This window comes from Streptomyces sp. NPDC127108, assembly GCF_042677545.1.
Lineage (GTDB): Bacteria > Actinomycetota > Actinomycetes > Streptomycetales > Streptomycetaceae > Streptomyces.
Genome location: NZ_JBHXTE010000056.1, coordinates 1 through 23,794 on the forward strand (window position 1 = coordinate 1; position 23,794 = coordinate 23,794).

Annotated in this window: 20 protein-coding genes; 8 read left to right on the plus strand and 12 right to left on the minus strand. The window is 72.6% G+C overall.

The window, feature by feature from the left end:
- Window positions 1-102 precede the first annotated feature (102 nt).
- Window positions 103-516 (minus strand): cupin domain-containing protein, encoded by a 414-nt coding sequence (locus ACFVHO_RS34875; RefSeq protein ID WP_385723770.1) that lies wholly within the window; start codon window positions 514-516, stop codon window positions 103-105.
- A 51-nt stretch (window positions 517-567) separates the two neighbouring features.
- Here ACFVHO_RS34875 and ACFVHO_RS34880 point away from each other — a divergent pair, with 51 nt between their 5' ends.
- Both ACFVHO_RS34880 and ACFVHO_RS34885 read left to right on the plus strand, forming a co-directional pair.
- Window positions 568-1,650 carry a helix-turn-helix domain-containing protein gene (locus ACFVHO_RS34880; RefSeq protein WP_385723773.1) on the plus strand — a complete coding sequence of 361 codons (1,083 nt, stop codon included), beginning with the start codon at window positions 568-570 and terminating at the stop codon, window positions 1,648-1,650.
- A 57-nt stretch (window positions 1,651-1,707) separates the two neighbouring features.
- A complete protein-coding gene (locus ACFVHO_RS34885) occupies window positions 1,708-2,340 on the plus strand; it encodes a GNAT family N-acetyltransferase (protein ID WP_385723776.1) in 633 nt (210 codons plus the stop codon).
- A 62-nt stretch (window positions 2,341-2,402) separates the two neighbouring features.
- Here ACFVHO_RS34885 and ACFVHO_RS34890 read toward each other — a convergent pair whose 3' ends face one another.
- Window positions 2,403-3,290 carry a TIGR03619 family F420-dependent LLM class oxidoreductase gene (locus tag ACFVHO_RS34890; RefSeq protein ID WP_385723779.1) on the minus strand — a complete coding sequence of 296 codons (888 nt, stop codon included), beginning with the start codon at window positions 3,288-3,290 and terminating at the stop codon, window positions 2,403-2,405.
- Window positions 3,291-3,464: 174 nt separating this feature from the next.
- Between ACFVHO_RS34890 and ACFVHO_RS34895 the strand changes: the two genes are divergently transcribed.
- The 3 genes from ACFVHO_RS34895 to ACFVHO_RS34905 all read left to right on the plus strand — a co-directional run bounded on the left by ACFVHO_RS34895 (window position 3,465) and on the right by ACFVHO_RS34905 (window position 6,802).
- Window positions 3,465-4,937: a hypothetical protein gene (locus ACFVHO_RS34895; RefSeq protein ID WP_385723781.1), complete on the plus strand. Its 1,473-nt coding sequence runs from the start codon at window positions 3,465-3,467 to the stop codon at window positions 4,935-4,937.
- Window positions 4,938-5,105: 168 nt separating this feature from the next.
- The gene (locus ACFVHO_RS34900) at window positions 5,106-6,068 is read left to right on the plus strand and encodes a M28 family metallopeptidase (protein ID WP_385723784.1); all 963 of its coding nucleotides are present in this window, start codon (window positions 5,106-5,108) and stop codon (window positions 6,066-6,068) included.
- A 119-nt stretch (window positions 6,069-6,187) separates the two neighbouring features.
- Complete coding sequence (locus ACFVHO_RS34905; RefSeq protein WP_385723787.1) at window positions 6,188-6,802, plus strand: flavodoxin family protein; 615 nt, start codon at window positions 6,188-6,190, stop codon at window positions 6,800-6,802.
- A 44-nt stretch (window positions 6,803-6,846) separates the two neighbouring features.
- On the opposite strand, the gene ACFVHO_RS34910 is transcribed toward ACFVHO_RS34905, so the two are convergent.
- The 7 genes from ACFVHO_RS34910 to ACFVHO_RS34940 all read right to left on the minus strand — a co-directional run bounded on the left by ACFVHO_RS34910 (window position 6,847) and on the right by ACFVHO_RS34940 (window position 15,998).
- On the minus strand, window positions 6,847-7,857 hold the full coding sequence (locus tag ACFVHO_RS34910; RefSeq protein WP_385723790.1) for an ABC transporter permease: 1,011 nt from the start codon (window positions 7,855-7,857) through the stop codon (window positions 6,847-6,849).
- Window positions 7,844-8,797: an ABC transporter ATP-binding protein gene (locus ACFVHO_RS34915; protein ID WP_385723793.1), complete on the minus strand. Its 954-nt coding sequence runs from the start codon at window positions 8,795-8,797 to the stop codon at window positions 7,844-7,846. The genes ACFVHO_RS34910 and ACFVHO_RS34915 overlap by 14 nt, the downstream gene beginning before the upstream one ends.
- 86 nt (window positions 8,798-8,883) lie before the next feature.
- A complete protein-coding gene (locus ACFVHO_RS34920; RefSeq protein WP_385723796.1) occupies window positions 8,884-10,149 on the minus strand; it encodes an outer membrane lipoprotein carrier protein LolA in 1,266 nt (421 codons plus the stop codon).
- A 408-nt stretch (window positions 10,150-10,557) separates the two neighbouring features.
- A complete protein-coding gene (locus ACFVHO_RS34925) occupies window positions 10,558-11,622 on the minus strand; it encodes a CHRD domain-containing protein (RefSeq protein ID WP_385723798.1) in 1,065 nt (354 codons plus the stop codon).
- Between the two features lie 210 nt (window positions 11,623-11,832).
- A complete protein-coding gene (locus tag ACFVHO_RS34930; protein WP_289947119.1) occupies window positions 11,833-12,843 on the minus strand; it encodes a polyprenyl synthetase family protein in 1,011 nt (336 codons plus the stop codon).
- 558 nt (window positions 12,844-13,401) lie between these two features.
- Window positions 13,402-14,208, minus strand: coding sequence for an HAD family hydrolase (locus tag ACFVHO_RS34935; protein ID WP_385723801.1), 807 nt, complete (start codon window positions 14,206-14,208; stop codon window positions 13,402-13,404).
- Between the two features lie 644 nt (window positions 14,209-14,852).
- Window positions 14,853-15,998 carry a hypothetical protein gene (locus tag ACFVHO_RS34940; protein WP_385723804.1) on the minus strand — a complete coding sequence of 382 codons (1,146 nt, stop codon included), beginning with the start codon at window positions 15,996-15,998 and terminating at the stop codon, window positions 14,853-14,855.
- A 271-nt stretch (window positions 15,999-16,269) separates the two neighbouring features.
- On the opposite strand from ACFVHO_RS34940, the gene ACFVHO_RS34945 reads away from it, so the two are divergent.
- Both ACFVHO_RS34945 and ACFVHO_RS34950 read left to right on the plus strand, forming a co-directional pair.
- Window positions 16,270-16,692 (plus strand): MarR family winged helix-turn-helix transcriptional regulator, encoded by a 423-nt coding sequence (locus tag ACFVHO_RS34945; RefSeq protein ID WP_385723806.1) that lies wholly within the window; start codon window positions 16,270-16,272, stop codon window positions 16,690-16,692.
- A 100-nt stretch (window positions 16,693-16,792) separates the two neighbouring features.
- Window positions 16,793-17,122 (plus strand): hypothetical protein, encoded by a 330-nt coding sequence (locus tag ACFVHO_RS34950; RefSeq protein ID WP_385723809.1) that lies wholly within the window; start codon window positions 16,793-16,795, stop codon window positions 17,120-17,122.
- A 194-nt stretch (window positions 17,123-17,316) separates the two neighbouring features.
- Here the strand turns inward: ACFVHO_RS34950 and ACFVHO_RS34955 are convergent, their stop codons facing one another.
- Together ACFVHO_RS34955 and ACFVHO_RS34960 are read right to left on the minus strand one after the other, a co-directional pair.
- Window positions 17,317-18,534, minus strand: a complete 1,218-nt coding sequence (locus ACFVHO_RS34955) for an FAD-dependent oxidoreductase (protein WP_385723812.1) — start codon at window positions 18,532-18,534, stop codon at window positions 17,317-17,319.
- 51 nt (window positions 18,535-18,585) lie between these two features.
- Window positions 18,586-19,839 (minus strand): ATP-grasp domain-containing protein, encoded by a 1,254-nt coding sequence (locus tag ACFVHO_RS34960; RefSeq protein WP_385723888.1) that lies wholly within the window; start codon window positions 19,837-19,839, stop codon window positions 18,586-18,588.
- Between the two features lie 212 nt (window positions 19,840-20,051).
- Between ACFVHO_RS34960 and fahA the strand changes: the two genes are divergently transcribed.
- Window positions 20,052-21,359 (plus strand): fumarylacetoacetase, encoded by a 1,308-nt coding sequence (fahA, locus tag ACFVHO_RS34965; RefSeq protein ID WP_385723814.1) that lies wholly within the window; start codon window positions 20,052-20,054, stop codon window positions 21,357-21,359.
- 235 nt (window positions 21,360-21,594) lie between these two features.
- On the opposite strand, the gene recQ is transcribed toward fahA, so the two are convergent.
- Complete coding sequence (gene recQ, locus ACFVHO_RS34970; RefSeq protein WP_385723816.1) at window positions 21,595-23,610, minus strand: DNA helicase RecQ; 2,016 nt, start codon at window positions 23,608-23,610, stop codon at window positions 21,595-21,597.
- Window positions 23,611-23,794 lie beyond the last annotated feature (184 nt).

The following is a 23,794-nucleotide window of genomic DNA, read 5'->3' on the forward strand; positions in this document are numbered from 1 at the left end:
AGCTTGGGGAAGGAGCTACTAGGGCTTTTCGGCAACGCGGCGAGCGTGCGTGCCAGACGCCGCGACGCCGCGCCGACCCATCGGACAGGCCCTAGCCCGGCCTCAGGCCAGCGCGTGGCCCGTCGTCGCGTCCACGTAGTCCGGGACCTCCTCGTGCCGGTCCCCCACCGTCAGCGTGCCCGTGGGCTCGAACAGCAGGATCGAGGCGCGGCTCCGGGCGATCGGCTTGTGCTCCGTGCCGCGCGGGACCGTGAAGACGGAGCCCCGGGGCAGCGTGACGGTGCGCTCGCCCGCGGCGTCGCGCAGGGCGATGTCCAGCTCGCCCTCCACGACGAGGAAGAACTCGTCGGTGTCCTCGTGGACGTGCCAGAGGTACTCGCCCTCGACCTTGGCGACGCGGACGTCGTAGTCGTTGACCCGGGTGACGATGCGGGGGCTCCAGAGCGCGTCGAAGGAGGCCAGGGCGTCGGACAGGGCTATCGGATCGCCGCTGTGGGCGGCGGTTTCGTTGGTCATGGACTCATCGTCGGCCTTGGCCGGGGCCGCCACGAGTGCTAGAAATCGCATATGGCGCAAGAAAACTCTCACGCGTTCGGATCGGGCGCCCGGCACCGCCCCGACGCCCCGTCCGACACCCGCCGCGACGCCCCGTCCGACACCCGCCTCCACCGCGTCGTCGTCATCGTCGACGAGAACTCCAACCCCTTTGAGCTCGGCTGCGCCTCCGAGGTCTTCGGTCTGCGCAGGCCCGAACTCGGCCGGGAGCTGTACGAGTTCACGCTCTGCTCGCCCGAGCCGCGCACCCTGATGCGGGACGGCTTCTTCACCCTCACCGGGGTCGCCGCCCTCGACGCCGCCGACACCGCGGACACCCTGATCGTGCCGAACCGCCCCGACACCGAGGTCCCCCGCCGCCCCGCCGTCCTGGCCGCCGTCCGCCGGGCCCACGCGCGCGGCGCCCGCCTCGTCGGCTTCTGCAGCGGCGCCTTCACCCTGGCCGAGGCCGGGGTCCTCGACGGGCGCAGGGCCACCGCGCACTGGCAGTGGGCGGACGACTTCCGGCGCCGCTTCCCCGCCGTCCACCTCGAACCGGACGTCCTCTTCGTCGACGACGGCGACATCCTCACCGCCGCGGGCAGCGCCGCCGCGCTCGACCTCGGACTGCACGTCGTGCGCCGCGACTTCGGCGCGGAGGTCGCCAACTCCGTGTCGCGGCGCCTGGTCTTCGCCGCCCACCGGGACGGCGGCCAACGGCAGTTCGTGGAGCGCCCCGTCCCCGACGTACCCGACGAGTCGCTCGCGCCGCTGCTCGCCTGGGCCCAGGAGCGGCTCGGCGAACCCCTCACGGTCCCCGACCTCGCCGCGCGCGCCGCCGTCAGCCCGGCGACGCTGCACCGGCGCTTCCGCGCGCAGCTCGGCACCACCCCGCTGGCCTGGCTGAACGGCGAGCGCACCGCGTTCGCGTGCCGCCTCATCGAGCGCGGCGAGGAGCGGCTCGACGTGGTCGCCCACCGCAGCGGCCTCGGCACGGCGGCCAACCTGCGGGCCCGGCTGCGCCGCGAGACGGGCCTGAGCCCCTCGGCGTACCGCCGCCGCTTCGGCCCTGATCCCGCAGATCCCTTGAACCCGCTGAGCCAGCAGAGCCCTTGAGCCCGCGCGCTGCGCGCATACCCCCTGGCCCGGGCACCGAAGATCACCAAGTGCACAATGAGCCGCATGTCGATGACCAATACAACGAATGCGGCGAGTGCGGCCAACTCGCCGCGGCCCGCGACGCTCGACGACGCCGCGGCGATCAGCCGCACCCTGACGCTCGCCTTCGACGACGACCCGATGATGCGCTGGTTCTTCCCGGACGAGGCCACGCGCGAGACGGGCCTCGGCCGCTACTTCGCCACGATCTTCACCCGGCAGTACGGCCGCCACGGCGTCTGCGAGCGCACCGAGTCGGCCGCCTCGTTCTGGGTGCCGCCGGGCGCGCAGGACAAGGCCGTTCCGGACGCCGGGACCGTCCAGGAGCTGACGGAGATACTGGGCGACCGCGCCCCGCTGTTCCGCGAGGCCGTCGAGCTCGCCGCCGAGCACGGCCCCCAGGAGCCGCACTGGTACCTGGCCGTCGTCGGCGCCGACCCCGCCGCCCAGGGCCAGGGCCACGGCTCCGCCCTGCTCCGCTCGGGCCTCGCCAAGGCCGACGCGGACGGCCTGCCGGTCTACCTGGAGTCGTCCAAGCCGGACAACCTCCCGGTCTACGAGCACTTCGGGTTCACGGTGCTCGGCGAGGTCGAACTGCCGGGCGGCGGGCCGACCCTGTGGGCGATGCGGCGCCCCGCGGCGGTCTGAGGCTTCCCCCGTACCGGCCCACAGCAACCGGGCCGGTACGGGGCCACCCCGCCGGACAGCCCCTAACCCCGCCGCACCCGCTCCAGCACCGCGCTCCCCAGCTCCAGCGCCTCCATCGGCTCCCGCACGCACTGCTGGAGGTCCACGAAGGAGCTCTCCGCCCCGGTGTCCCGCACCCCGCGCAGCACGGCGGCGATCTCCTCCTCCGTCGCCCCGGGCCTCGGGTTGTGCCGGATCTGGCGGCGCAGCGCGTCCGGGTCCCGGCCCGCTTCCTCGGCGGCGCGCCGCGCGATCCCCCACAGCCCCGCCTGCGCCTCGGCGGGCAGCGAGACGCCGACCCACCCGGCGGCCCTGCGGCCGACGCGGGCCATCGCGGCCGGGCTGAACCCGCCCAGGTAGAGCGGCGGCCCGGAGCGCTGGGCGGGGCGGAGTCCGACGTACGAGCGCGGGATCTCCCAGTGCTCGCCCTTGTGCCCGAAGACCTCCCGCGCCCAGATCCCCTCCAGGACGTCGAGGATCTCCTCCAGCCGGGCCCCGCGCCTGCCGAAGTCGGCGTTCACGGCCGTGTACTCGTCCCGCAGCCAGCCGATGCCGAGCCCGGCGTCCAGACGGCCGCCGCTGACCCGGTCCAGGGACGTGAGCGAGCGCGCCAGCAACAGGGGCGGATACCAGGGGGCGTTGAGGGTGCTCGTGCCGAGGCGGACCCGGGTGGTGGCGGTGGCGGCGACGGTGAGCACGACAAGCGGGTCGAGGAAGGTCTTGTACTCGGCCGGATACGGGTGCTCCGGGGTGTGCCCGGGGTAGAGGTCGCTGGGCTCGACCGGGGTCAGCGAGCGGTCGCCGACCCAGAGCGAGTCGAACCCGGCGGCCTCCGCGTCCCGCGCGAAGGAGGCGATGACCTCGGCGCGGGCGTGGGTTCCGTACTGCGGCAGCGCGATACCTATGTGCATGGGCTCATCCTCAGGGCTCGGCGGCCCTTCGCCCGAACAGCCCACGCCGTGAACCGCGCCACGCCCGCCCGCGCCCGCCGCACCGGCGACTTCGCGCCGCACGGGCACCGCCCCGCGCCACGCCCGGCGGCACGCGTACTGCCACCACCGCGCCCCGTTTCCTACCGTGGTCCTGTGTCCGTCGTCGAGCAGTGGAAACCGCAGCGCGAGCGCCCCGTCCGTCGCGACCGCGAACAGTTGGCCCATCGGCTGCTCATCGCCGTGTGCGCCCTCTTCGCGCTCGCCTCGCTGACCCTGGTCCCCCTCGACCTGCGGCTCGGCTGGGACGAGCTCGTCTACGCCAGCCGCTTCGGCCCCTACGCCCCCGACCACGCGCCCGGCGTGCCCTTCAGCGCGCCCCGCACCCGGGGCGTGCCCGTGCTGCTCGCGCCCGTCGCCTCCTGGAGCGACTCGGTCGTGCTGCTCCGGATGTGGCTGACCGCGCTCGCGACCGCCGCCCTGTACCTGGGCTTCCGGCCCTGGCTGCGGTCCGTGCCCCGGCTTCCGTACGTGGCGGGGGTGGCGGCCGCGCTGTACGGCAGCCTGTGGACGGCCGTGTTCTACGCCGACGCCGCGATGCCGAACCACTACACGGCCATGGGCACGGCGGCCGCCGTCGGCTTCTTCCTGCGCCGCCGCCCCGGGCCGCGCACGTACGCGGGCATCGCCGCAGGCGTCTTCGTCGCCGCCCTGATGCGACCCAACGACGGCGTCTCCGTGGCCGTGCCGCTGCTCGCCGCCGCCCTGGTGCCGCTGTGGCGCTCGCGGGGCCGGGCGCTCGCCGTGCTCGGCGGCCTCGGGGCGGGTCTGCTGCCGTGGGCCGTCGAGGCGTACGTTCGCTTCGGTGGCGTAAGCGAACGGCTCAGTGACGCGAGTGAAGTGCAAGGCGGGCTGCGGTTCACGGACTCACTCCTTCACCAGTTCACGGCGATCGACGGGCCGCTGCTGTGCCGTCCGTGCGAGGGCGACGGGGTGCGGGTGCCGTCCCTCACCTGGTGGGTGCTGCTCGCCGCGTTCGTGCCCCTCGGGCTGTGGTCGGCGCGGCGGTTCCGGCAGACGGCGACGGCGGCGCGGCTGGCCCTGGCCGTCGGGCTGTGCGCCGCGCTGCCCTACGTCCTCGTGGTGCCGTACACCGCGCCCCGGTTCCTGCTGCCCACCCACGCGCTGTTCGCGGTGCCCGCGGGGCTCGGGGTGCTCGCGGCGGTGCGGTGGGCCCGGTCGGTGCGGCGGCCCGCGCTGGCCGGGGGCGTGCTCGCGGGGCTGCTCGCCGGGCATCTGGCCATGCAGGGCTCGCTCGTCAGCTCCAACTACCGGATCCAGTCCGAGGCGCGGGAGGACTGGGCGCGGGTGGCCGCGGTCGTGCACGAGCGGGGGGTGCGGCCGCCCTGCCTGCTCGGCGGCAACACGTCGGTGATTCCGCTGGCGTACGTGGCCGGCTGCGAGCCCGCCCCGCGCCCGCACGAACGGCGGCCCGGGGACCGGCGGCGGCCCGACGTGCTGGTGCTGCGGGAGCATGCGGCGCCGACCTGGGCCAGGGACTGGGTGCGGGTCGCGGTGCCGGACACCTACGCGCGCGGATGGCGTGTTCTCGTACCGCCTGACCTGTGAATTTCCGTCGTACGGGCGGAGGTTGAGGGCCCGGCGCCCTGATTCGGCGAACCGGTATGCGGAACACTCCGTCCGGATCCCGCTCTTGACGTGAACTCAACACCACTCCACCATCGGGCACTCCAGGCTCATTCGGAATTCAACTCACGGAAAGCCGGAGCCCCCCACATGAGACTCTCCGTCACCGGACGCAGCGCGGCCGCGGCCGTCATAGCCGCCGCCGCACTTCTGACGACCAGCGCGATATCCACCGCCGCCACCGGTTCCACCGGCACGTCCGCGCCCCCGCGCGCGGCCGCCCCGGACATCCCCGTGGCCAACGTCAAGGCTCACCTCTCGCAGTTCCAGTCGATCGCCTCCGCCAACGGCGGCAACCGATCGCACGGCAGCGCGGGCTACAAGGCCTCGATCGACTACATCAAGGGCAAGCTGGACGCCGCCGGATTCACCACCACCGTGCAGCAGTTCACCACCAGCGGCCGCGTCGGCTACAACCTGATCGCCGACTGGCCCGGCGGCGACGCCAACCAGATCGTCATGGCCGGCTCGCACCTCGACAGCGTCAGCCGCGGCGCCGGCATCAACGACAACGCGTCCGGCTCGGCCGCCGTCCTCGAGACCGCCCTCGCGGTGTCCCGTGAGCAGTACAAGCCCACCAAGCACCTGCGGTTCGCCTGGTGGGGCGCCGAGGAGCTGGGCCTGATCGGCTCCTCGAACTACGTCCGCGGCCTGCCCGCGGCCGAGCGCACGAAGATCAAGAGCTATCTGAACTTCGACATGATCGGCTCGCCGAACCCGGGTTACTTCGTGTACGACGACGACCCCACCATCGAGCGGACCTTCAAGGCGTACTACTCGGGTCTGAACGTCAGCACCGAGCCGGACCGCGAGGGCGACGGCCGCTCCGACCACGCGCCGTTCAAGAACGCGGGCGTCCCGGTCGGCGGCATCTTCTCCGGCGCGAGCACCGCCAAGTCCTCGGCCCAGGCCCAGAAGTGGGGCGGCACGGCGGGCCAGGCGTTCGACCGCTGCTACCACTCGTCGTGCGACACCACGTCGAACATCAACAACACCGCGATCGACCGCAACAGCGACGCGGTCGCGTACGCCGTGTGGGGTCTGTCCTCCTAGGTCCCCGGACGTAGGGCCCTGGAAGTAGAGCCCTGGACGCGAATGCTTGCGCGTGCATATAGTGCATGCGCAGGCATTCGCTGTGCGCAAGCAGGGCGCACGTCATCCCAGGGAGACCCATGGCCACCCGCAGGTTCCTCTTCGTCCACGGCAGCGCGCGCCCCGACGGCAACACCGCCATGCTGGCCCGCAAGGCCGCCGAGCAGCTGCCCGCGGACGTCGAACAGCGCTGGATCGACCTCGCCGACCACCCGCTCCCCGACTTCCAGGACCTGCGCCACGACGACACGACCCCGCGCGCCCGCCCCCGCCCGGAGGGCGACAACGAGGCGCTGCTCCTGGACGCCACCCTCGACGCCACGGACATCGTCATCGCGTCGCCGCTGTACTGGTACTCGCTGTCCGCCACCGTCAAGCGCTACCTGGACTACTGGGACGCCTGGCTCGAGGTCCCCGAGCTGGACTTCAAGGACACCCTGGCGGGCCGCACCCTGTGGGGCGTGACCGCCCTCGCCGACCGCAACGAGGCCGCGGCGGACCCGCTGGTCGGCACGCTGCTCAGCACGGCCGCGTTCTTCCCGATGCGCTTCGGCGGCGTCCTGCTCGGCAACGGCACCCGCCCCGGGCACGTCCTGAACGACACCGAGGCCCTGGCGCGCGCCAAGACGTTCTTCGCCCAGGAGGACATCCCGGTGGCGCAGTTCCCGTTCAGCTCCTCGGACTACAGCGAGTAGGACTTGGCCGGAGGGTGGGCCTCGGACGGCCAGTGGGCCCCGGCCTACGAAGCGATGTCCTTCGTCCCGAACCGCGCCCACGCCGCCGACCCGAACACCCCGGCGTACAGCGCCTGGAGGCCCAGGTTCTTCACCAGGTCGTCCCAGTAGACCGGGTCGCGCATCAGGTCCGCGAAGGACAGCCAGTAGTGCGAGAACAGATACGGGTGGATCGCGTGCAGCTGCGGGATCTGGTCGACGATCTGCACGGTGATGAGCAGACCCACGGTCGTCGCCATGGCGGCGATGCCGCTGCTCGTCATCGTCGACACGAACAGGCCGAGCGCCGAGACCCCGATCAGTGAGGCGGCCACGACCAGCGCGATCAGCAGGGCCCGCAGCAGCCCGTCCGAGAAGCTGATCCGCGTCCCGGAGATCGTCGTGACCTCCCCGAGCGGGAACAGCAACGCCCCCACCGCCAGCGCGGACGCCGCCACCACCAACGTCGCGACCAGGCAGAACGTCAGCGCGGTGGCGTACTTGGCGAGCAGCAGCCGGGTGCGGCCCGCGGGCGCCACCAGGAGGTAGCGCAGCGTCCCGGCGCTCGCCTCGCCCGCGATGGCGTCGCCCGCGACGACGCCGATCGCCATCGGCAGGAAGAACGGCAAGGTCGCGGCGAGCGCCGTGAACACCAGGAACAGACCGTTGTTGGTGACCTGCGCGATGAACGCGGGCCCGCCGCCCCCGTCCGGCCCGCCGCCGCCGACGAAGCCGCCGTCGCTCGTCTCGATCTTCACCGCGATGCCGACGAGCACGGGCACGGCGGCGAGCACCGCGAGCAGCGCGAGGGTGCGCCAGCGGCGGAAGGTGATGGACAGCTCGCTGCGGAACAGGCCGAGGGTCCAGGCGAGACGCACGGGGCGCGGGGCGGCGGCTTGTCCGGTGGGGTGCGCCTCGGTGGCTTGTCCGGTGGGGTGCGCCTCGGTGGCTTGTCCGGTGGGGTGCGCCTTGGTGGGGTGCGCCTTGTCCGCCCCGTCCACCCCGTCCGCCCCGGCCGTCACTTCAGCCCGCGACATCGAATCCCTCTCCCGTCAGCGCGACGAACGCGTCCTCCAAGGAGGCCCGTTCGACGCCGAATCCACGGACGCGGACGCCCGCCTCGACCAGTGCGGCGTTCACGTCGGCGAGGTCCGTGCCGGGCGGCTCGCCCGTGACGCGGTCCTCGGTGACGACCAGGTCGGCCACGCCGAGTTCCTTCAGGACGCGGGCCGCGTCACCGGTGTCCGGGGTCGTCACCGTGAGCCGTCCGCGCGCGCCCGCCGCGAGTTCGGCGACCGGGCCCTGCGTGATCAGACGGCCCTGGGCCATCACCGCCGCGTGCGTGCAGACCTGCTCGATCTCGTCCAGGAGGTGCGAGGAGAGGAAGACGGTGGTGCCGTCGGACGCCAGCTCCCGCACCAGGGAGCGGATCTCCCGCATGCCCTGCGGGTCGAGCCCGTTCGTCGGCTCGTCCAGGACGAGCAGCTCCCGCGGCTGCAGCAGGGCGGCGGCCAGACCGAGGCGCTGCTTCATGCCGAGCGAGTACGCCTTGGCCTTCTTGCCCGCGGCGGCGGTCAGGCCGACCCGGTCCAGGGCCGCGTCGGCGCGCGCCCGGCGGGTGCGGGGGTCGGCGGTCGGGTCGGCGGAGTCGTACCGAAGGAGGTTGTCGCGGCCCGACAGGAAGCCGTAGAGGGCGGGGCCCTCGATGAGCGCGCCCACGTGCGGGAGGACCCTGCGGGTCTCGAACGGCATGGGGCGGCCGAGGACCTTGGCGCGCCCGGAAGTCGGCTCGATCAGGCCCATCAGCATGCGGATCGTCGTGGTCTTGCCGGAGCCGTTGGGGCCGAGGAACCCGAAGACGCTGCCGCCCGGGACGCTGAGGTCCAGGCCGTCCACGGCGAGGTGCTTGCCGTACCGCTTGGTCAGCCCGGACGTCTCGATCACGCTGCCCCTGGTCCCGCCCTTGGTGCTCGGCACCGGTGTCCTCCCGTTGAACGATGCGGCGGCGGCCGACGGGCACCGGACCGGTACCCGCCAACCGCCGCCCTTGCGCCGCGTCGCCCCTAGTGGGCCGCGTTCGCCGCCTTGACCAGCGCGTCCTTCGTGACCGCGCCGACGTACACCTTGCCGTCGTCGGTGACCAGGGCGTTGATCAGGCGGGTCTTGAAGACCGTGCCCGAACCGAAGTCGCCGTTCACCTTGTCGCCGAGGGAGTCAAGGAACTTCGCCGCCTCCTGCGGCACCTCGTCGGAACCGGCGGCCGACGTCGGCAGGCCCTGGCCGCCCGGCATCTTGAGCTCGGCGATGGACGTCCAGCCGTCGCCGATGACGTTGAGGCCCTCGGGCCCCTCGCCCTTGAAGTCCCCGAGGTCCCCGCCGGGGTGCCCGGGCTTCTTGGCCGCGTCGCCCTCCTCGGTGACCTTCGTGCCCTTCGGCGGCTTGAAGTCGAAGGTGGCGGCGGACGGCTTGCCGAAGTCGACCTTCGTGAAGCCCGCGTCGACGACGGCGGAACCGCCACCGGCCGGGGACAGCGTGAACTTCAGCGGCGTACCCGTCTTCTCGTCCACCGCGATGGTGATCTGGCCGACCGTCGAACCGGAGTCCTTCGGCTTGAGCACCAGGCGGTAGGCGTCCCGGCCCGCGACCTGCGCGCTGCCGTCGACCTTCACCGACGTCGAGGACTTCTCGGCCGCCTTCAGGGCCTGCTCGGCGAACTCCTTGGGCGTGGCGGGAAGTTCCTTCGGCAGGTCCTTCCGGTCGCCCTTGCCGCCCTTGCCGTTCTTGTCGGCGTGGGCGCCGCCGTCCTTGGAGTGGTACGCCTCGTTCGACGCGCTGTCGTACGCCCAGACGTCGTCGCCGTTGTGGATCAGGCTGTACTCGGCGGCGTCGTCGAGCACCGACAGCTTCTGCTTGTCGGGGCCGTCGGCCGCGATCCGCAGGGTGTGCGTGCCGGAGGCCAGCTCCATCAGCTTGGCGCTCGGGTCGGCCGCGCTCTTGCCGCCCTCGTCGTCCCCGCCGCCGCCCCCGGCGCCCGGCGCGAAACCGCCGGTCATGCCGGAGCCGAACGACGGCAGGCCCAGGTCGGTGCTGATCTTCACCGTGCCGGAGAGCTGCTCGGTGTCCGACGCGGCGATCTTCTCGATGAGTTCCTGTGCGGTGATGTCCGGCAGATCCGGGTCGCCCGAGGTGGCGAGTGCCGGGACGAGCCCGATGGTCGCCGCGGCCACCCCCGCCACCGCGAGCGGGACGACATAGCGCACGGCCTTGCGGCGGCCCGCGCTGAGCTCGTCTGCCTCGGTGGTGTCCTGCTCCGGTTCGTACGGTGCCATTGTGTGCCTTACCTCCGTCGTCGGCGGCGGCGATTCGTTCCTCGCGTGCACTCGTCCACCCCGCGCCGCCATTCTCACCCGAATTGGTCAGGATGTGGTTGTCGGTACCTGTCTTCGTCTGTCTCCATCCGACCAAATCGGCCACGCGGAAGCGTCAGACCCCGGGAGCAACTCCGCGTACTGCTCTGGGATGACAAAAAGGGGCGGCACCTCCCCCGTCCCGTAAGGGGAGGTGCCGCCCGGGATGGTGACGACGTCGCGTCACGGGGGAGTTCCGCACGTACGTCACGTGGTCTGAGCGTTGAGTTCTGGCGCTGCGGTGCGCAGAGCGCCCTGAAGGGGCGCGGGGAACTGCGCGACCAGCCACTGACGGCCCGCAGACTTCGCACCGCACAGCCAGCGAAGCGCTTAGCGCTGTACGAAGACGTAGTCGGCGCCGTACGGCACCGCCACGACCTTGCCCTTGGCGCAGCTGCCGGACGGCTGGACGCCGCCCACCGTGTTCAGGCGCAGGATCTCGGTCGTGCCGGCGAGCAGCCCGCGCTTCTTGCCGACCTGCTTGGCCTTCAGGTCGAGTTCGGCGATGTTCTTCGCGCCGTTGGGCGTCTTGGAGATGAGCTTGCCGGTGACGCCGCTGCGGTCGGGCGCGACCCAGCGCGGGGTGCCGGAGTTCGGCGCGACGAAGTCGTGGGCGATGCGGCCGCCGAGGGTCGCGCGGACGTCGCGCTGCTGGAAGGTGAAGCCGCCCGAGCCGTCCTCGGCCTTCTTGCACTGGTAGATCTGCTTGCCCTTGAGCACGGACGCCTGGAAGCTGCGGGCCGCCGCGTCGAGGGAGACGTTCGCGGTGACCTTGTGGAGCTGGCCGCGGACGGCTCCGCCGGGGAACTCGGCGGTGTGCAGGTTGGCGTAGAAGCCGTTCGGGTTCGCCTTGAGCTGCTTGAGCAGGGCCGCGTCCGTGACCTTGACCGTGCCGGTCACGCGCTGGTCCTTGGCCTTGGCGAGCAGCTTGGTGAAGTCGATCTTGATGCCGCCGTTGGTGCCCTTGACGCCCTGGTGGATGTGGAGCGCGGTCGGCTTGGCGGTGCCGCGCCACTTGACGGTGACGCTGACCTTGTCGCCCTTGACCTTCACGAACTGCAGGGCCGCGCCGTCCTTGTCCCCGACGGCGGGGCCGCCCTGCACGGGTACCTCGTTGGCCCCGTTCATGCTGGCCACGAAGAGGGAGCCGCCGCGGGCCGCGGTGCCGCTCTGCACCTCGACCGCGTCCCCACCGTGCGCACCGCCGCCGTGCGCGCTGCCGTGCGCGGCGTTCGTGGAGCTTGCCCGCGACCCGCTCCCGCTGTCCGCCGTCGCGGGCAGGACGGCGGCGGCCACCCCGGCGGCCGCGGCGACCGCGACACCGGTGACGAGCAGCGTGCGGCGACGGTTCTTCGTGACCGTACGGTTCTTCGCGGAAGTGCTGATAGCGCCCATGATGTGAAATCTCCCCGTACCTTGGCCGACGCCCCCTGCGTCAGCTTCTGGGCATGAGTACGGAACGGATCTGAGCCTGGACTCAATCCAGGCTGGGCATTTTCAAGTGACGTGCGTCACACACCGAACGCCGGGGCGGAGGGCGGGGCGGGGCGAGGAAGGGTGGAGCGGGGCGGGGGTGGAGCGGGGCGGGGGCCGAAGCCCCGAGGCTCACCCCGCTCGGTGGACCACCAGGTCACAGAGCTCGACCAGCGACGCCTTGGCGTCGCACTCGGGCAGCGGGGCCAACGCGGCCCGGGCCTCCTCGGCGTACCGCACCGTGTCCCGCCGAGCCAGCTCAAGAGCCGGATGCACCCGCAGCCGGGCCAGCGCCTCGGCATGCCGCGCGTCGTCCGTGAGGTCGGAGTCGAGCAGCTCGCACAGCGCGACGTCCTCCGCGAGCCCGAGCCGCTCGACCCGCTCCCGCAGCCGCAGCACCGGCAGGGTGGGAATGCCCTCCCGCAGGTCGGTGCCGGGCGTCTTCCCGGACTCGGTGGACTCGGACGCGATGTCGAGGACGTCGTCGGCGAGCTGGAAGGCGACCCCGAGCCGCTCCCCGTACTGCGTGAGCACGTCCACGACCGTCTCGTCGGCCCCCGACATCATCGCGCCGAACCGGCAGGCGACCGCGACCAGCGAACCGGTCTTGCCCGCGAGCACCTCGAGGTAGTGGTCGACGGGGTCACGCCCGTCGGACGGTCCCGCCGTCTCCAGGATCTGCCCGGTGACGAGCCGCTCGAACGCCTCGGCCTGGACCCTGACGGCCTCGGGGCCGAGGTCGGCCAGCGTGTGGGACGCGCGCGCGAACAGGAAGTCGCCGGTGAGGACCGCGACGGAGTTGCCCCAGCGCTGGTTGGCGCTGGCCACACCCCGGCGCACATCGGCCTCGTCCATCACGTCGTCGTGGTACAGCGTCGCGAGGTGCGTCAGCTCCACGACCACGGCGGACGGCACCACACCGGGGGCGTAGGGGTCGCCGAACTGGGCCGTGAGCATCACCAGGAGTGGCCGAAAACGTTTGCCGCCCGCGCGCACGAGGTGCTGCGCGGCCTCGGTGATGAAGGGGACCTCGCTCTTGGTGGCCTCGAGCAGGCCTTCCTCGACAGCCGCCAACCCGGCCTGGACATCGGCTTCGAGAGCCTGGTCCCGCACGCTCAGCCCGAAGGGCCCGACGACGGTCACGAGGGGTTCTCCTGTCTGCTGACGATCACAAGTCGATCACTCGGTCGATCATTCGTCGATGACACGGTTTGTCGATGTGTCGCTGCCATCACTCAAGTCAGCGTATCCGGTCGCCTTTCGATCACAGCGAGCGCCTGCCCGAGCAGAGGAGACCAGCGTGCCCGATAGACATGGAATGACCGAAATACTCCACAGAGAACGATGTGCCCCACATGAAGGGAGTGATGCCTCCCTCCATCGGACGCCCGGCCACCACCTGTCCTCCCCCTCGCCCCACTCCCGGCACACCGTCGGCACGCGACCCGAACCGGCCCGGACCGCCGGGCCGACCCCGACGCGCCCCACCCACCGGACCCCGGGCCCCACCAGAGGGCGCTGACGTCATCCGGCCAGAGATCCGGCGTGTGTACGTTTCCGGCCATGGTCCAGGAGCCACGCTTCAGGGGCCACGTCCTGGGACCAGAGGCCGGGACGGCCATGGACCAGGGCAGCCAGGGCCCCGGGTCCAGGGCAGCCAGCGGCCAGGGCGGCGGGGCAGCCAGGGCCCACGCGCACACCTCACCCCAGCAGTCGCTCCAGCACCACCGCGATCCCGTCCTCCTCGTTGGACGCGGTCAACTCGTCCGCCACCGCCTTGAGTTCATGGTGGGCGTTGGCCATGGCCACCCCGTGCGCGGCCCACACGAACATGGGGATGTCGTTCGGCATGTCCCCGAAGGCGATCGTGTCGGCGGCGCTCAGCCCCAGCCGCTCCGCCGCGAGGGCAAGCCCCGTCGCCTTGGTCACTCCGCACGGCTGGAGCTCCACGGTGCCGGGCCCCGACATCGTCACGGTCGCGAGGGAACCCACCGCGTCGCGGGCCACCGCCGCCAACTCGTCGTCCGCGAGCGCCGGGTGCCGCAGCAGCACCTTGCTGATCGGCTCCTCCCACAGCACGTCACGCCGGGGCACCCGCACGGCGGGCAGGGTCGGGTGCGGCATCTCGTACCCGGGCTCGATCAGCGTCAGGCCGTCGACGCCGTCCTGGTCGACCGCCGCGAAGACCTGCCCGACCTCGGCCTCGATCTTCCCGAGCGCGGCCTCGGCCAGCTCCCGGTCCAGCGTCACCGACCACACCATCCGGCCGCTCCCGGCGTCGTACAACTGGGCGCCCTGCCCGCACACCGCGAGCCCGTCGCAGCCGAGCTCCTCCAGGAGCGGGCGCACGCGGGGCGCGGGGCGTCCGGTGACGACGAGGTGCCGTGCGCCGCCCTCGCTCGCGGCGGCCAGGGCCCTGCGCGACCGGTCGGAGACCGTGTCGTCGCAGCGCAGCAAGGTTCCGTCGAGGTCAGTGGCGATGAGGGCATATGCGAGGGGAACGGCCATGATCCGAAGAATACGGATCTGACGCCGGTCGGTAAGCCGTGTGGCAGGAGCTGTGACGGATCGGGTGCGCCCGGCGCACTCCCGGCAGACACCGGGGTGTGGGCCCGGATACACCCGGTGACACGCGCCCGGGGCACACCTGCGCGCTGCCCCTGCCAGCCCACTCCCGGTTCACCGGAACGAGGCGGCCCCGGATCGCTCCCGCCCGGACCGACCCCGTCCGGATCGCCCCCGCGTCACCAGAGTCGCGCCGAACTGCCCCACGGTCGTGCGCACGCCTTCACGCCGGGCCCGAACTCCCCCACGCGGGCGGGCAGTCCACACCTGGGGCCGCCGCCCGTCGGTCCACCACCCCGGCGACTCCGTCCACCACCCCGCCGATTCCGTCCACCTCCCGTCGACTCGGCCCATCGCCCCGGCCGGCTCGGCCCGTCACCCCCTCCAGCTTTGGCCTATCGCCCCGGCCAGCTCCGTCCACCTCCCCTCCACTCGGCCCATCACCCAGGCCGACTCCGTCCATCTCCCCTCTACTCGGCCTATCGACCCAGCCAGCTCTGTCCATCACCCCCTCCGGCTTTGGCCCATCGCCCCGTCGACCGGGACCCGTCCCATGCCGCGACACCGCGCCGGCCCATCAGCAGGCCCTAGTCCGCCGCCCCTGCCGCCCCCGCAGACACCCCCGCCACGCCGCCGCCCGCGTCCAGGCGCGGTATGCGGCGCTGGGCCGCGTACGCCGCCGCCGGATAGCGGGGGTCGGGCCGCAGTGCGTACTCCCGCAGGCAGCCTTCCGTGAACTTGATGACGTGCTCGTCGCCGTGCTCGACGGCGCGGGCGCCGAGTTCGTCGAGCGGGGGCAGGTCGTCCGCCTCGGCCCGCCAGGCCCCCGACTCCTCGTCCCGCCGGTCGGTGGTGAAGGCCAGCAGGAAGGTCGACTGGACCTGCCACAGCCGCGCGAGCGTCGGCTCGTACAACTCCTGTGGCAGGTGCGGCAGGACGAGGCGGGCGGCCGCGGGCGCGGTGAGGCCGTGGACGAGGGGCACCGGGAAGACCTCGGGGTGGCCCAGATACACGTCCGCGAACTGCAGCGTCATGTCACTGAGCAGGCGGGACGCCGGGTGCGGTGCCAGCCACTCCAACGACTCGGCGTACCCGGGGAGTCGGTCGAGGGCGTCGATGCGGCCGAGGGCGACGGACGGTCCGCGCGGGCCGTCGAGCGGCACGCGGGGCAGCGCGGCGACGGCCTCCGGGACGGCGCGGGGGCCGCGCAGGGCGGGGCTGCCGGGCAGGGCCCGATAACGGGCGGCCCAGTACGCCAGGCCTCTGGCCAGCTCGTCGAGCTGGAGCCGCGTCGGTGTCTCCCCGGCGACGGAGAGACCGCGCACCGCGTGCGCCGTCCGGATGAGGCCGTGCGTCAGACCGGCGAAGAGGCCGGGGAGCAGGCGGGGCCACCAGCGGGCGAGGGCGTCGCGCCAGGGCGCGGTGGCGAGTTCGCGCGCGAACAGCCGCTCCCAGTCCCCCGCACGGCCGAAATCACCCAGCGCCGGCCGCCACGACGCCTCGTCGGCGGGGTCGAGGGCGAAGCGCGCGGCGGGGGGCTCGTGGTGCTCGAGGGCGCGGCGATAGCGCCCGATCCAGCGGGCCACCTCGTCGCCGTGCCCGAGCACCGCGACGGCCTCTGCGCCCATGGGCCCGTGATTGGCGAGGTCGACGCCGACGCCGCGCTCGTACCCGAGGTCCTCCAGCCTTTCCAACGCGTCGTTGACCGCTTCGTAGTAACTGATCGTCGGCATGCCTCACTCACCTTCAGAAAGCTCGTGGTTCGCACTGGGCTCGTAACACTTTGGATACCCAAACAGTTTGGGGATCCAAACAAACTACACTCACGGAATGCAGAGCGCGCAAGAACCGGCGGGGCGAGAACCGGCGAAGCGGGAACCGGCGAAGCGGGAACCGGCGAAGCGGGAACCGGCGAAGCCAGAACCCGGGAGGCCGGAGCCGGAGAAGCCCGGGGCCGCATCCGCCCACCCCCTCACCCCCGTCGAGATCCGGATCGTGGGGCTCGTGCCCCTGCTAGAGCCGTACTTCCGGGGGGCCGCGGTGAGCGCCCTGATGCCGGAGCCGCTGCGCGAGGCCATGGACAGCCACGGCCTGACCCCGCGTCACGGCGCGGTGCTGCCCCAGCTCCTCGCCGCCGACGGGCCGTTGACCGTCAGCGGCATCGCCGACCGGCTCCAGGTGTCCCTGCCTACGGCGAGCGAACTGGTCGGGGGCCTCGCGCGGGCGGGCATCGTCACGCGCGCCCCGGACGAGACGAACCGCCGCCGGGTCCTCGTGTCCCTCGCCGAGGAGTACCGCCCGCTCCTCGAGTCGTTCGTCGCCCGCCGGGGCGAGCCGCTGCTCCGCGCCCTCGCGGGGCTCCCGGTCGAGCAGCGGGAGGGGTTCATGGCCGGGCTGCGGGCCTGGGTGCGGGAGGTGCAGCAGTAGGGGCGGGGAACCGTTCGCGCGGCGCGCACGTCGCACAGGGGCAAGCCGGTCTCCCGTACGCGGGAAGGCCTCCGTACGTCACCTGGCACGAAGGAACGACATGACTTTCCGTCCGGCCCGCAAGCTCGCCCTCACCACCGCCGCCTCCGCCGCGCTGCTCACGGCGCTGCTCACCTGGCAGGCGTCGGCCGCGGACTCGGACGGCGGCAGCGGGGAGTCACGGCCGGGCGCGGGGGCCGCCGCGTCGGACACGAAGACCGGCGAGGGGTCCCGCGCGACGCCCGGCAAGGGGTCGGACGCCACGCCCGGCAAGGGGGCGGACACGACGAGCAGCGAGGTCGGGCACGACGGGACCGCCAAGGCGGAGTACTGGACTCCGGAGCGCATGCGCGAGGCCCGGCCCGCGCCGATGCCGGTGATCGAGCGCTGAGGACGGGGCGGCCCGGACGACGGTCGTCCGACGCTGAGCCCGGCCGGTGACGATCGTGGGCTGGGCCCGGACGCTGACGGTCGAGCGCTGAGCCCGGACGCTGACGGTCGAGCGCTGAGCCCGGACAGTGACAATCGAGCGCTGGGCCCGGACGCTGACAGTCGAACGCTGGGCCCGGCGGACCGGGCCCGCCCTCACACCTCCCGGTGGGCCGCCGCCAGATGCCGCGCGAGCCGCGGCGAGGCGAATTCCGTGCCGCACACGAACCGCATCACCGGTCCGTACGACGACCCGGCGAGCATGCCCGTGAAGTACAGGCCGGGGACCGACGAGACATAGCCCTCGCCCAGCTTGGGCGTGCCGCGGCTGGTGGCGAGGCGGGCGCGCAGGCCGTGGCCGAGGAAGCTGAGGGCGGCGAGGTCCACGCGATAGCCCGTCGCGGCGATGACGTGGTCGGCCGCGAGCTCCCGGGCGCGGCCGCCGAGGGTCTCGACGCTGAGGACGGGGCGGCCGTCGCGGGTGCCCGTGGTCACGATGCGCCGCACCTCGCGCGCCTCGACCTTCCGCTCGAACCGCTCCCGCAGCCACCAGGCGCCGAGCGGGCCGAGGACGCGGCGGGTGAGGTAGTGCCTTGCGGCGGCGGGGAGGTGGCGGTACCCCCCGGCGTGGTAGCTCAGCGCGTACAGCGACCAGGCGCGGCCGAACGGGGACTCCGGGCGCAGCTTCGGCTGGTCCCACGGTGGCTGGCCGAAAGCGACCGAGCGCCGCCCGCGCGCCAACACCCGCACCCGCGCGCCCGCCTCGGCCGCGAGCACCGCCGTCTCCAGGGCGGACTGCCCGGCGCCGACGACAAGGAGGTCCTGCTCCGCGTACCGCGTGAGGTCGTGGTGCTGTGCGCTGTGCGAGACGGGGCCCGCGGGCGAGGGGCCGCCCGGCACGGCCGCGGCCAGCTCGGACGGCAGCCGCGACAGGCCGGACAGGCCGGTGGCGACGACGACCGCGCGGGCGGTGAACTGCTCCCCGGAGTCCAGCTTCAGCTCGAAGCCCCCGGCCGGGCGGGGGTCGACGGAGACCACCCGCACCCGCTCCAGGTCGGGCACGATCTTCTGCTGGAACCACTGGCCGTACCCGACGAACGTCTCGACGGGGATGATGTCCTCGTCCGTGACCAGCCGGGGCAGGCCCGCCGCGTCGCAGTAGTCGACGAGGGTGTGGCCGGGCTGCGGGGCGTCGATGTTCGACGCCACGGGTGTGGACTTGAGGAGCATCCCCGCGGGCATGTGCGACTGCCAGCTCACCATCGGCTCGCCGAACACACGCACCGGGATGCCCCGGGCCCTCAGATGCGCCGCTGTGGACAGGCCGTAGGGGCCCGCTCCGATGACGGCGACCGGTTGCGTTGATTGATTCACGAAGTCCCTCCCCAGGACGTCCTGTACGCCGTGCCGTCGCACGGCGCACCGTCACTTCGTGGTCGTGCCGCCGCGGCGGTTGGTGCGCCACAGCTGGAACAAATGCTTCGCTCCTGGCCGTACGAAGCGCGCGAGCATGGTGAAGACCGGCAACATGTCGTCCGCCGCGACCCACGCCAGCTCCGTGCCGCTGGCACGGGACGGCGCGTGCGGTGTCACATAGCCGCTGCGGCGGTAGGCGAGATAGGCGGGCAGGTCGATGTTCTCCACGACATAGCGGTGTCCCGCGCGCTGCTCCCCCTCGGGGACCGGTCGGCCGGTCAGATGCAGATGCATCGCCCGGACGACGTCGATCCCCGACTCGCTCTCGAAGAGGCGGAACTGGGCGCCCATGCGTGGGTTGAAGTCGAGCAGTTTGTACCGACCGTCGCGGCGGTCGAAGCGGAGGTCGAGATCGATGACGCCGGTGAAGCCGATCTCTTTGATGAAACGCGCGGCGAGATCCGCGAGTTCCGGGTTGTCGACGACGTACGCCATCGCCGTCATCCCCGCGTGCGGCGGCCAGGAACGGACCTTCACGCCGGTGAACAGGGCGAGCGGGGCGGAGTCCGCGTCGAAGTAGGCGTGCACGACCCAGTCCTCGGCCTGCTCGCGCGGCAGATACTCCTGGAGGATCACTCCGGGCCGCTCGCCCCAGCCGCAGGCCAGCTTCAGCAGGCCCTCGGGCGTGTTGATGCGGGTGGTGCCGTTCACGGCCGGCTGTTCGCGGCGCTGGAACGCCTCCTTGTTCTTGGCCACGACCGGGAAACGGGCCGTCGCGGCGAACTTCTCGATGTCGTCCTGACTCTGCGGGCACAGCGAGGCGGGCGAGGACAGGCCGTGCTCCACGCAGAGCTCGTGCAGCCCCTGCTTGCTGGCGAGGCGCCGCGGCAGCGCGGGTGCCACCGGCGGGAACAGGAACCCCCCGAAGTCCGCGTCCCGCAACTCCCGCTGGTGCTCGGCGATCAGGACGGCCGCTTCCTCGTCCGTCGGGATCAGCACCGTCGGCCTGCCGATCCGCCGCCCGATCCGCAGCAGGCCCTCCACCAGGTACGCGGGGTCCTCGACGCCGGTGGTCGGCCATGGGAACGCACGTGTGAGGTAGCGGGACGCCGCCGCGGGCGTGTACCGGTCCTCGGTGATCGCGTACATGGGGATGCCGAGCCGGCCCAGGCTGCGGATCGCCCCCACACCGCCGTGGTGCAACGGGTAGTCGCCGAACTTGACTATCAGTCCGGGCACTTCGCGGTCCGGCCTTAACCCCATGCCGCCGCTTGAAATGGTCACGGGTCCCCCCACGTGTCCGTCTGCGCCGAACCGGACCCAGCCCTGTCCGTGTCCCCCCAAGGAAGCTATGCAGGAACTGACCATTCCACTCCTGGTTTATCCGGACATTGCGAACTCTTTAGACACTGCCCCCGGCGAGGCTTCCGACGTAACGTGTGGAGCACTCAGATTGGAAAGCGAGGCAGGCACGCATGTCCGAGCAGAACCCGCTCGACCTCCCCGAGGGTGACCCCTTCGGCCCGCACAATCTTCCGTACGGAGTCTTCTCCCCGGCCGGGTCCGCCACGGACTCCGCATCCGGGCCCACGCCCGGATCAGCGGCCGGATCGGCGTCCGGTTCCGCCGCCTCGGACGGCCGTCGGGTCGGCGTCCGCATCGGCTCGTACGTCCTGGACGCGGGCGCGGCCGCCGCCGCCCTCGGCTCGCCCTATGTCTCGCTGCTCGCCCAGCCCACCCTGGGCCCGCTGCTCGCCGCCGGACGCCGGACGTGGAGCGACGTCCGCCGCGCCCTCACCGCCTGGGTGACGGTCCCCGCCCACCGCGACGCCGTCCGCCCGCTGCTCCACCCTCTCTCCGACGTCACCCTGCACCTGCCCTTCGAGGTCGCGGACTACGTCGACTTCTACGCCTCCGAGCACCACGCCTCGAACCTGGGCCGGATGTTCCGCCCGGACGCGCCCACGCCGCTCACCCCCAACTGGAAGCACCTGCCTATCGGTTACCACGGCCGGTCCGGCACCGTCGTGGTCTCCGGCACGGACGTGGTGCGCCCCACCGGTCAGCGCAAGACGCCCGCCGACACCGCGCCCGTCTTCGGCCCGTCCACCAAGCTCGACATCGAGGCCGAGGTCGGCTTCGTCGTCGGCGCGCCGTCCACGCTCGGGACCCCCGTGCCCCTCACGGACTTCCGCGAGCACGTCTTCGGCCTCTGCCTCCTCAACGACTGGTCCGCCCGCGACCTCCAGGCCTGGGAGTACGTCCCCCTCGGGCCCTTCCTCGGCAAGTCCTTCGCCACCTCCGTCTCGGCATGGATCACGCCCCTGGAGGCCCTGGACGCCGCCCGCGTCGCCCCGCCCGCGCGCACCGAGCCCCTGCTCCCCTACCTCGACGACTCCGCCGAGTCCGTCGCGGACGAGCCCGGCGGCTACGACCTCCGCATCACCGTCTCCCTCAACGGCCACGTCATCTCCGAACCCCCCTTCTCCACCGTCTACTGGACCGCCGCCCAGCAGCTCACCCACATGACCGTCAACGGCGCTTCCCTGCGCACCGGTGACCTCTACGGCTCCGGCACCGTCAGCGGGCCCTCCCCCGAGCAGTTCGGCTCCCTCATCGAGCTGACCTGGAACGGGCGCGATCCCCTCGAACTCCCCGACGGCAAGCGGACGTTCCTCGAGGACGGCGACGTCGTCACGATGACCGCGTGGGCCCCCGGACCCGGCGGGACCCGGGTGGGCCTGGGCGAGGTCACTGGCCGAATCGCGGCTACGCGGGGCTGAGGAGGCAGCGGGGGTGGGGGCGGGGGCCTTGCCGGGGGCTCCCCAATCCCGCCCCTTCCCGAACCCGGGGCTCCGCCCCGGACCCCGTATCGGCGCTCCGCGCCTCGTCCTCAATCGCCGGACGGGCTAGAAAATGTGCGGCTGAGTCTTAGCCCCTCCGGCGATTGAGGAGCGGGGTCTGGGGCGGAGCCCCCGGGTTCGGGAAAGGGGCGGGACTGGGGCGCGCCGCGAGGCCCTACGCCCCCACCCCCGCCACCACCTCCAGCACACCCTCCCCATACGTCGCCAACTTCTTCTCACCGACCCCGCCGATACCCCCCAGCTCCCCGACGGACGTCGGCCGCACCGTGGCGATCTCCCGCAACGTCGCGTCATGGAAGATCACATAGGCAGGCACCCCCAGCTCCCGAGCCTGCGCGGCCCGCCAGGCCCGCAGCGCCTCGAAGACGGGCACGGCCTCGGGCGCGAGCTCGGCCACCGCGGCGGCGGCCCGCGCCTTGCGCTCGCCCCTGCCTCCCGAACGCGCCGCACCGGCGGGCTTCTTGGGCTCCTTGCGCAGAAGCACCTCCCGCTGCCGACCGAGCACGGAGCCACTGGTCTCGGTCAGCACGAGCGTGCCGTACTCCCCCTCGACCGCGAGCAGCCCCTGGGCGAGCAACTGCCGGACCACACCACGCCATTCGCCCTCGGCGAGGTCCTCGCCGATGCCGAAGACGGACAGCTGGTCGTGGTCGAACTGGATGATCTTGGCGGTCCGGCGGCCCAGGAGGATGTCGATGATCTGGCCGGCGCCGAACTTCTGGCCGCGCTCGCGCTGCAGCCGCACGACGGTCGACAGGAGCTTCTGCGCGGCCACCGTCCCGTCCCAGGTCTCCGGCGGGGTGAGGCAGGTGTCGCAGTTCCCGCAGGACTCGGCGGTGGGGTCCTGACCGAAGTAGGTCAGGAGCTGGGCGCGGCGGCACTGGGCCGTCTCGCACAGCGCCAGCATGGCGTCCAGATGCGCGGCGGCCCGGCGCCGGAACGCCTCGTCGCCCTCGCTGCCCTGGATGAGCTTGCGCTGCTGGACGACGTCCTGCAGGCCGTACGCCATCCAGGCCGTGGAGGGCATGCCGTCGCGGCCCGCGCGGCCCGTCTCCTGGTAGTACCCCTCGACCGACTTGGGCAGGTCGAGGTGGGCGACGAAGCGGACGTCGGGCTTGTCGATGCCCATGCCGAAGGCGATCGTGGCGACCACCACCAGGCCGTCCTCGCGCAGGAACCGCGACTGGTGCAGCGCGCGCGTGCCGCCGTCGAGTCCCGCGTGGTACGGCACCGCTTCCACGCCGTGGGCGCGGAGGAAGTCGGCGGTGCGCTCCACGCCGTTGCGCGAGAGGCAATAGACGATGCCCGCGTCGCCCTCGTGCTCCTCCTTCAGGAAGGTGAGGAGCTGCTTCTTGGGGTCCGCCTTGGGCACGATCCGGTACTGGATGTTCGGCCGGTCGAAGCTCGCCACGAAGTGCTTGGCGTCGGGCATGGCCAGGCGCTGGGTGATCTCCCGGTGCGTGGCGTCCGTGGCGGTCGCCGTCAGGGCGATGCGGGGCACGTCCGGCCAGCGCTCGCCGAGGACGGACAGGGACAGGTAGTCGGGGCGGAAGTCGTGGCCCCACTGGGCGACGCAGTGCGCCTCGTCGATGGCGAAGACGGAGATCCGGGCCCGGGAGAGCAGGCCGAGCGTGGCGTCCAGGCGCAGCCGCTCCGGCGCCAGGTAGAGCACGTCGAGCTCGCCCGCGAGCAGCTCGGCCTCCACCACCCGGCGCTCGTCGAAGTCCTGCGTCGAGTTCATGAACCCGGCCCGCACGCCGAGCGCCCTGAGCGCGTCCACCTGGTCCTGCATCAGGGCGATGAGCGGGGAGACCACGACGCCGGTGCCGGGGCGGACCAGGGCCGGGATCTGGTAGCACAGGGACTTGCCGCCGCCGGTCGGCATGAGGACGACGGCGTCGCCGCCCGCGACCACATGGTCGATGATCGCTTCCTGCTCGCCGCGGAAGGAGTCGTACCCGAAGACGCGGTGCAGTGTCTCCAGCGCGTTGCCCGTGGCGACCGGGCCGGAGCCCGCGCCGGGGCCCGCGCCCGGTCCGGCGCCCGGGTGCGCGTCCGCGAACGGATCCTCGCCGGGGTCGCCGAACGGGTCCTCCTCCGGGTCCCCGAAGGGGTCGTCGAACGGGTCCGGGTCCGCGAACCGACTCGCGCCCTCGTCCATCTCAGTCATGCCACCGATCCCATACATCGCCCAGCCCCCGTACGTCACGCCTCGACCACCGCGTGCTTCCACCACTGCGTCCACGATAGGGGTCCGCGCCGACAGCCCACGAAGTTATCCACAGGCCGGCCCCCGCGGTGTGAAGAATGCGCCGCCCCTGGCACCGCCGGGCCCCGCACACGCCACCGCCCGG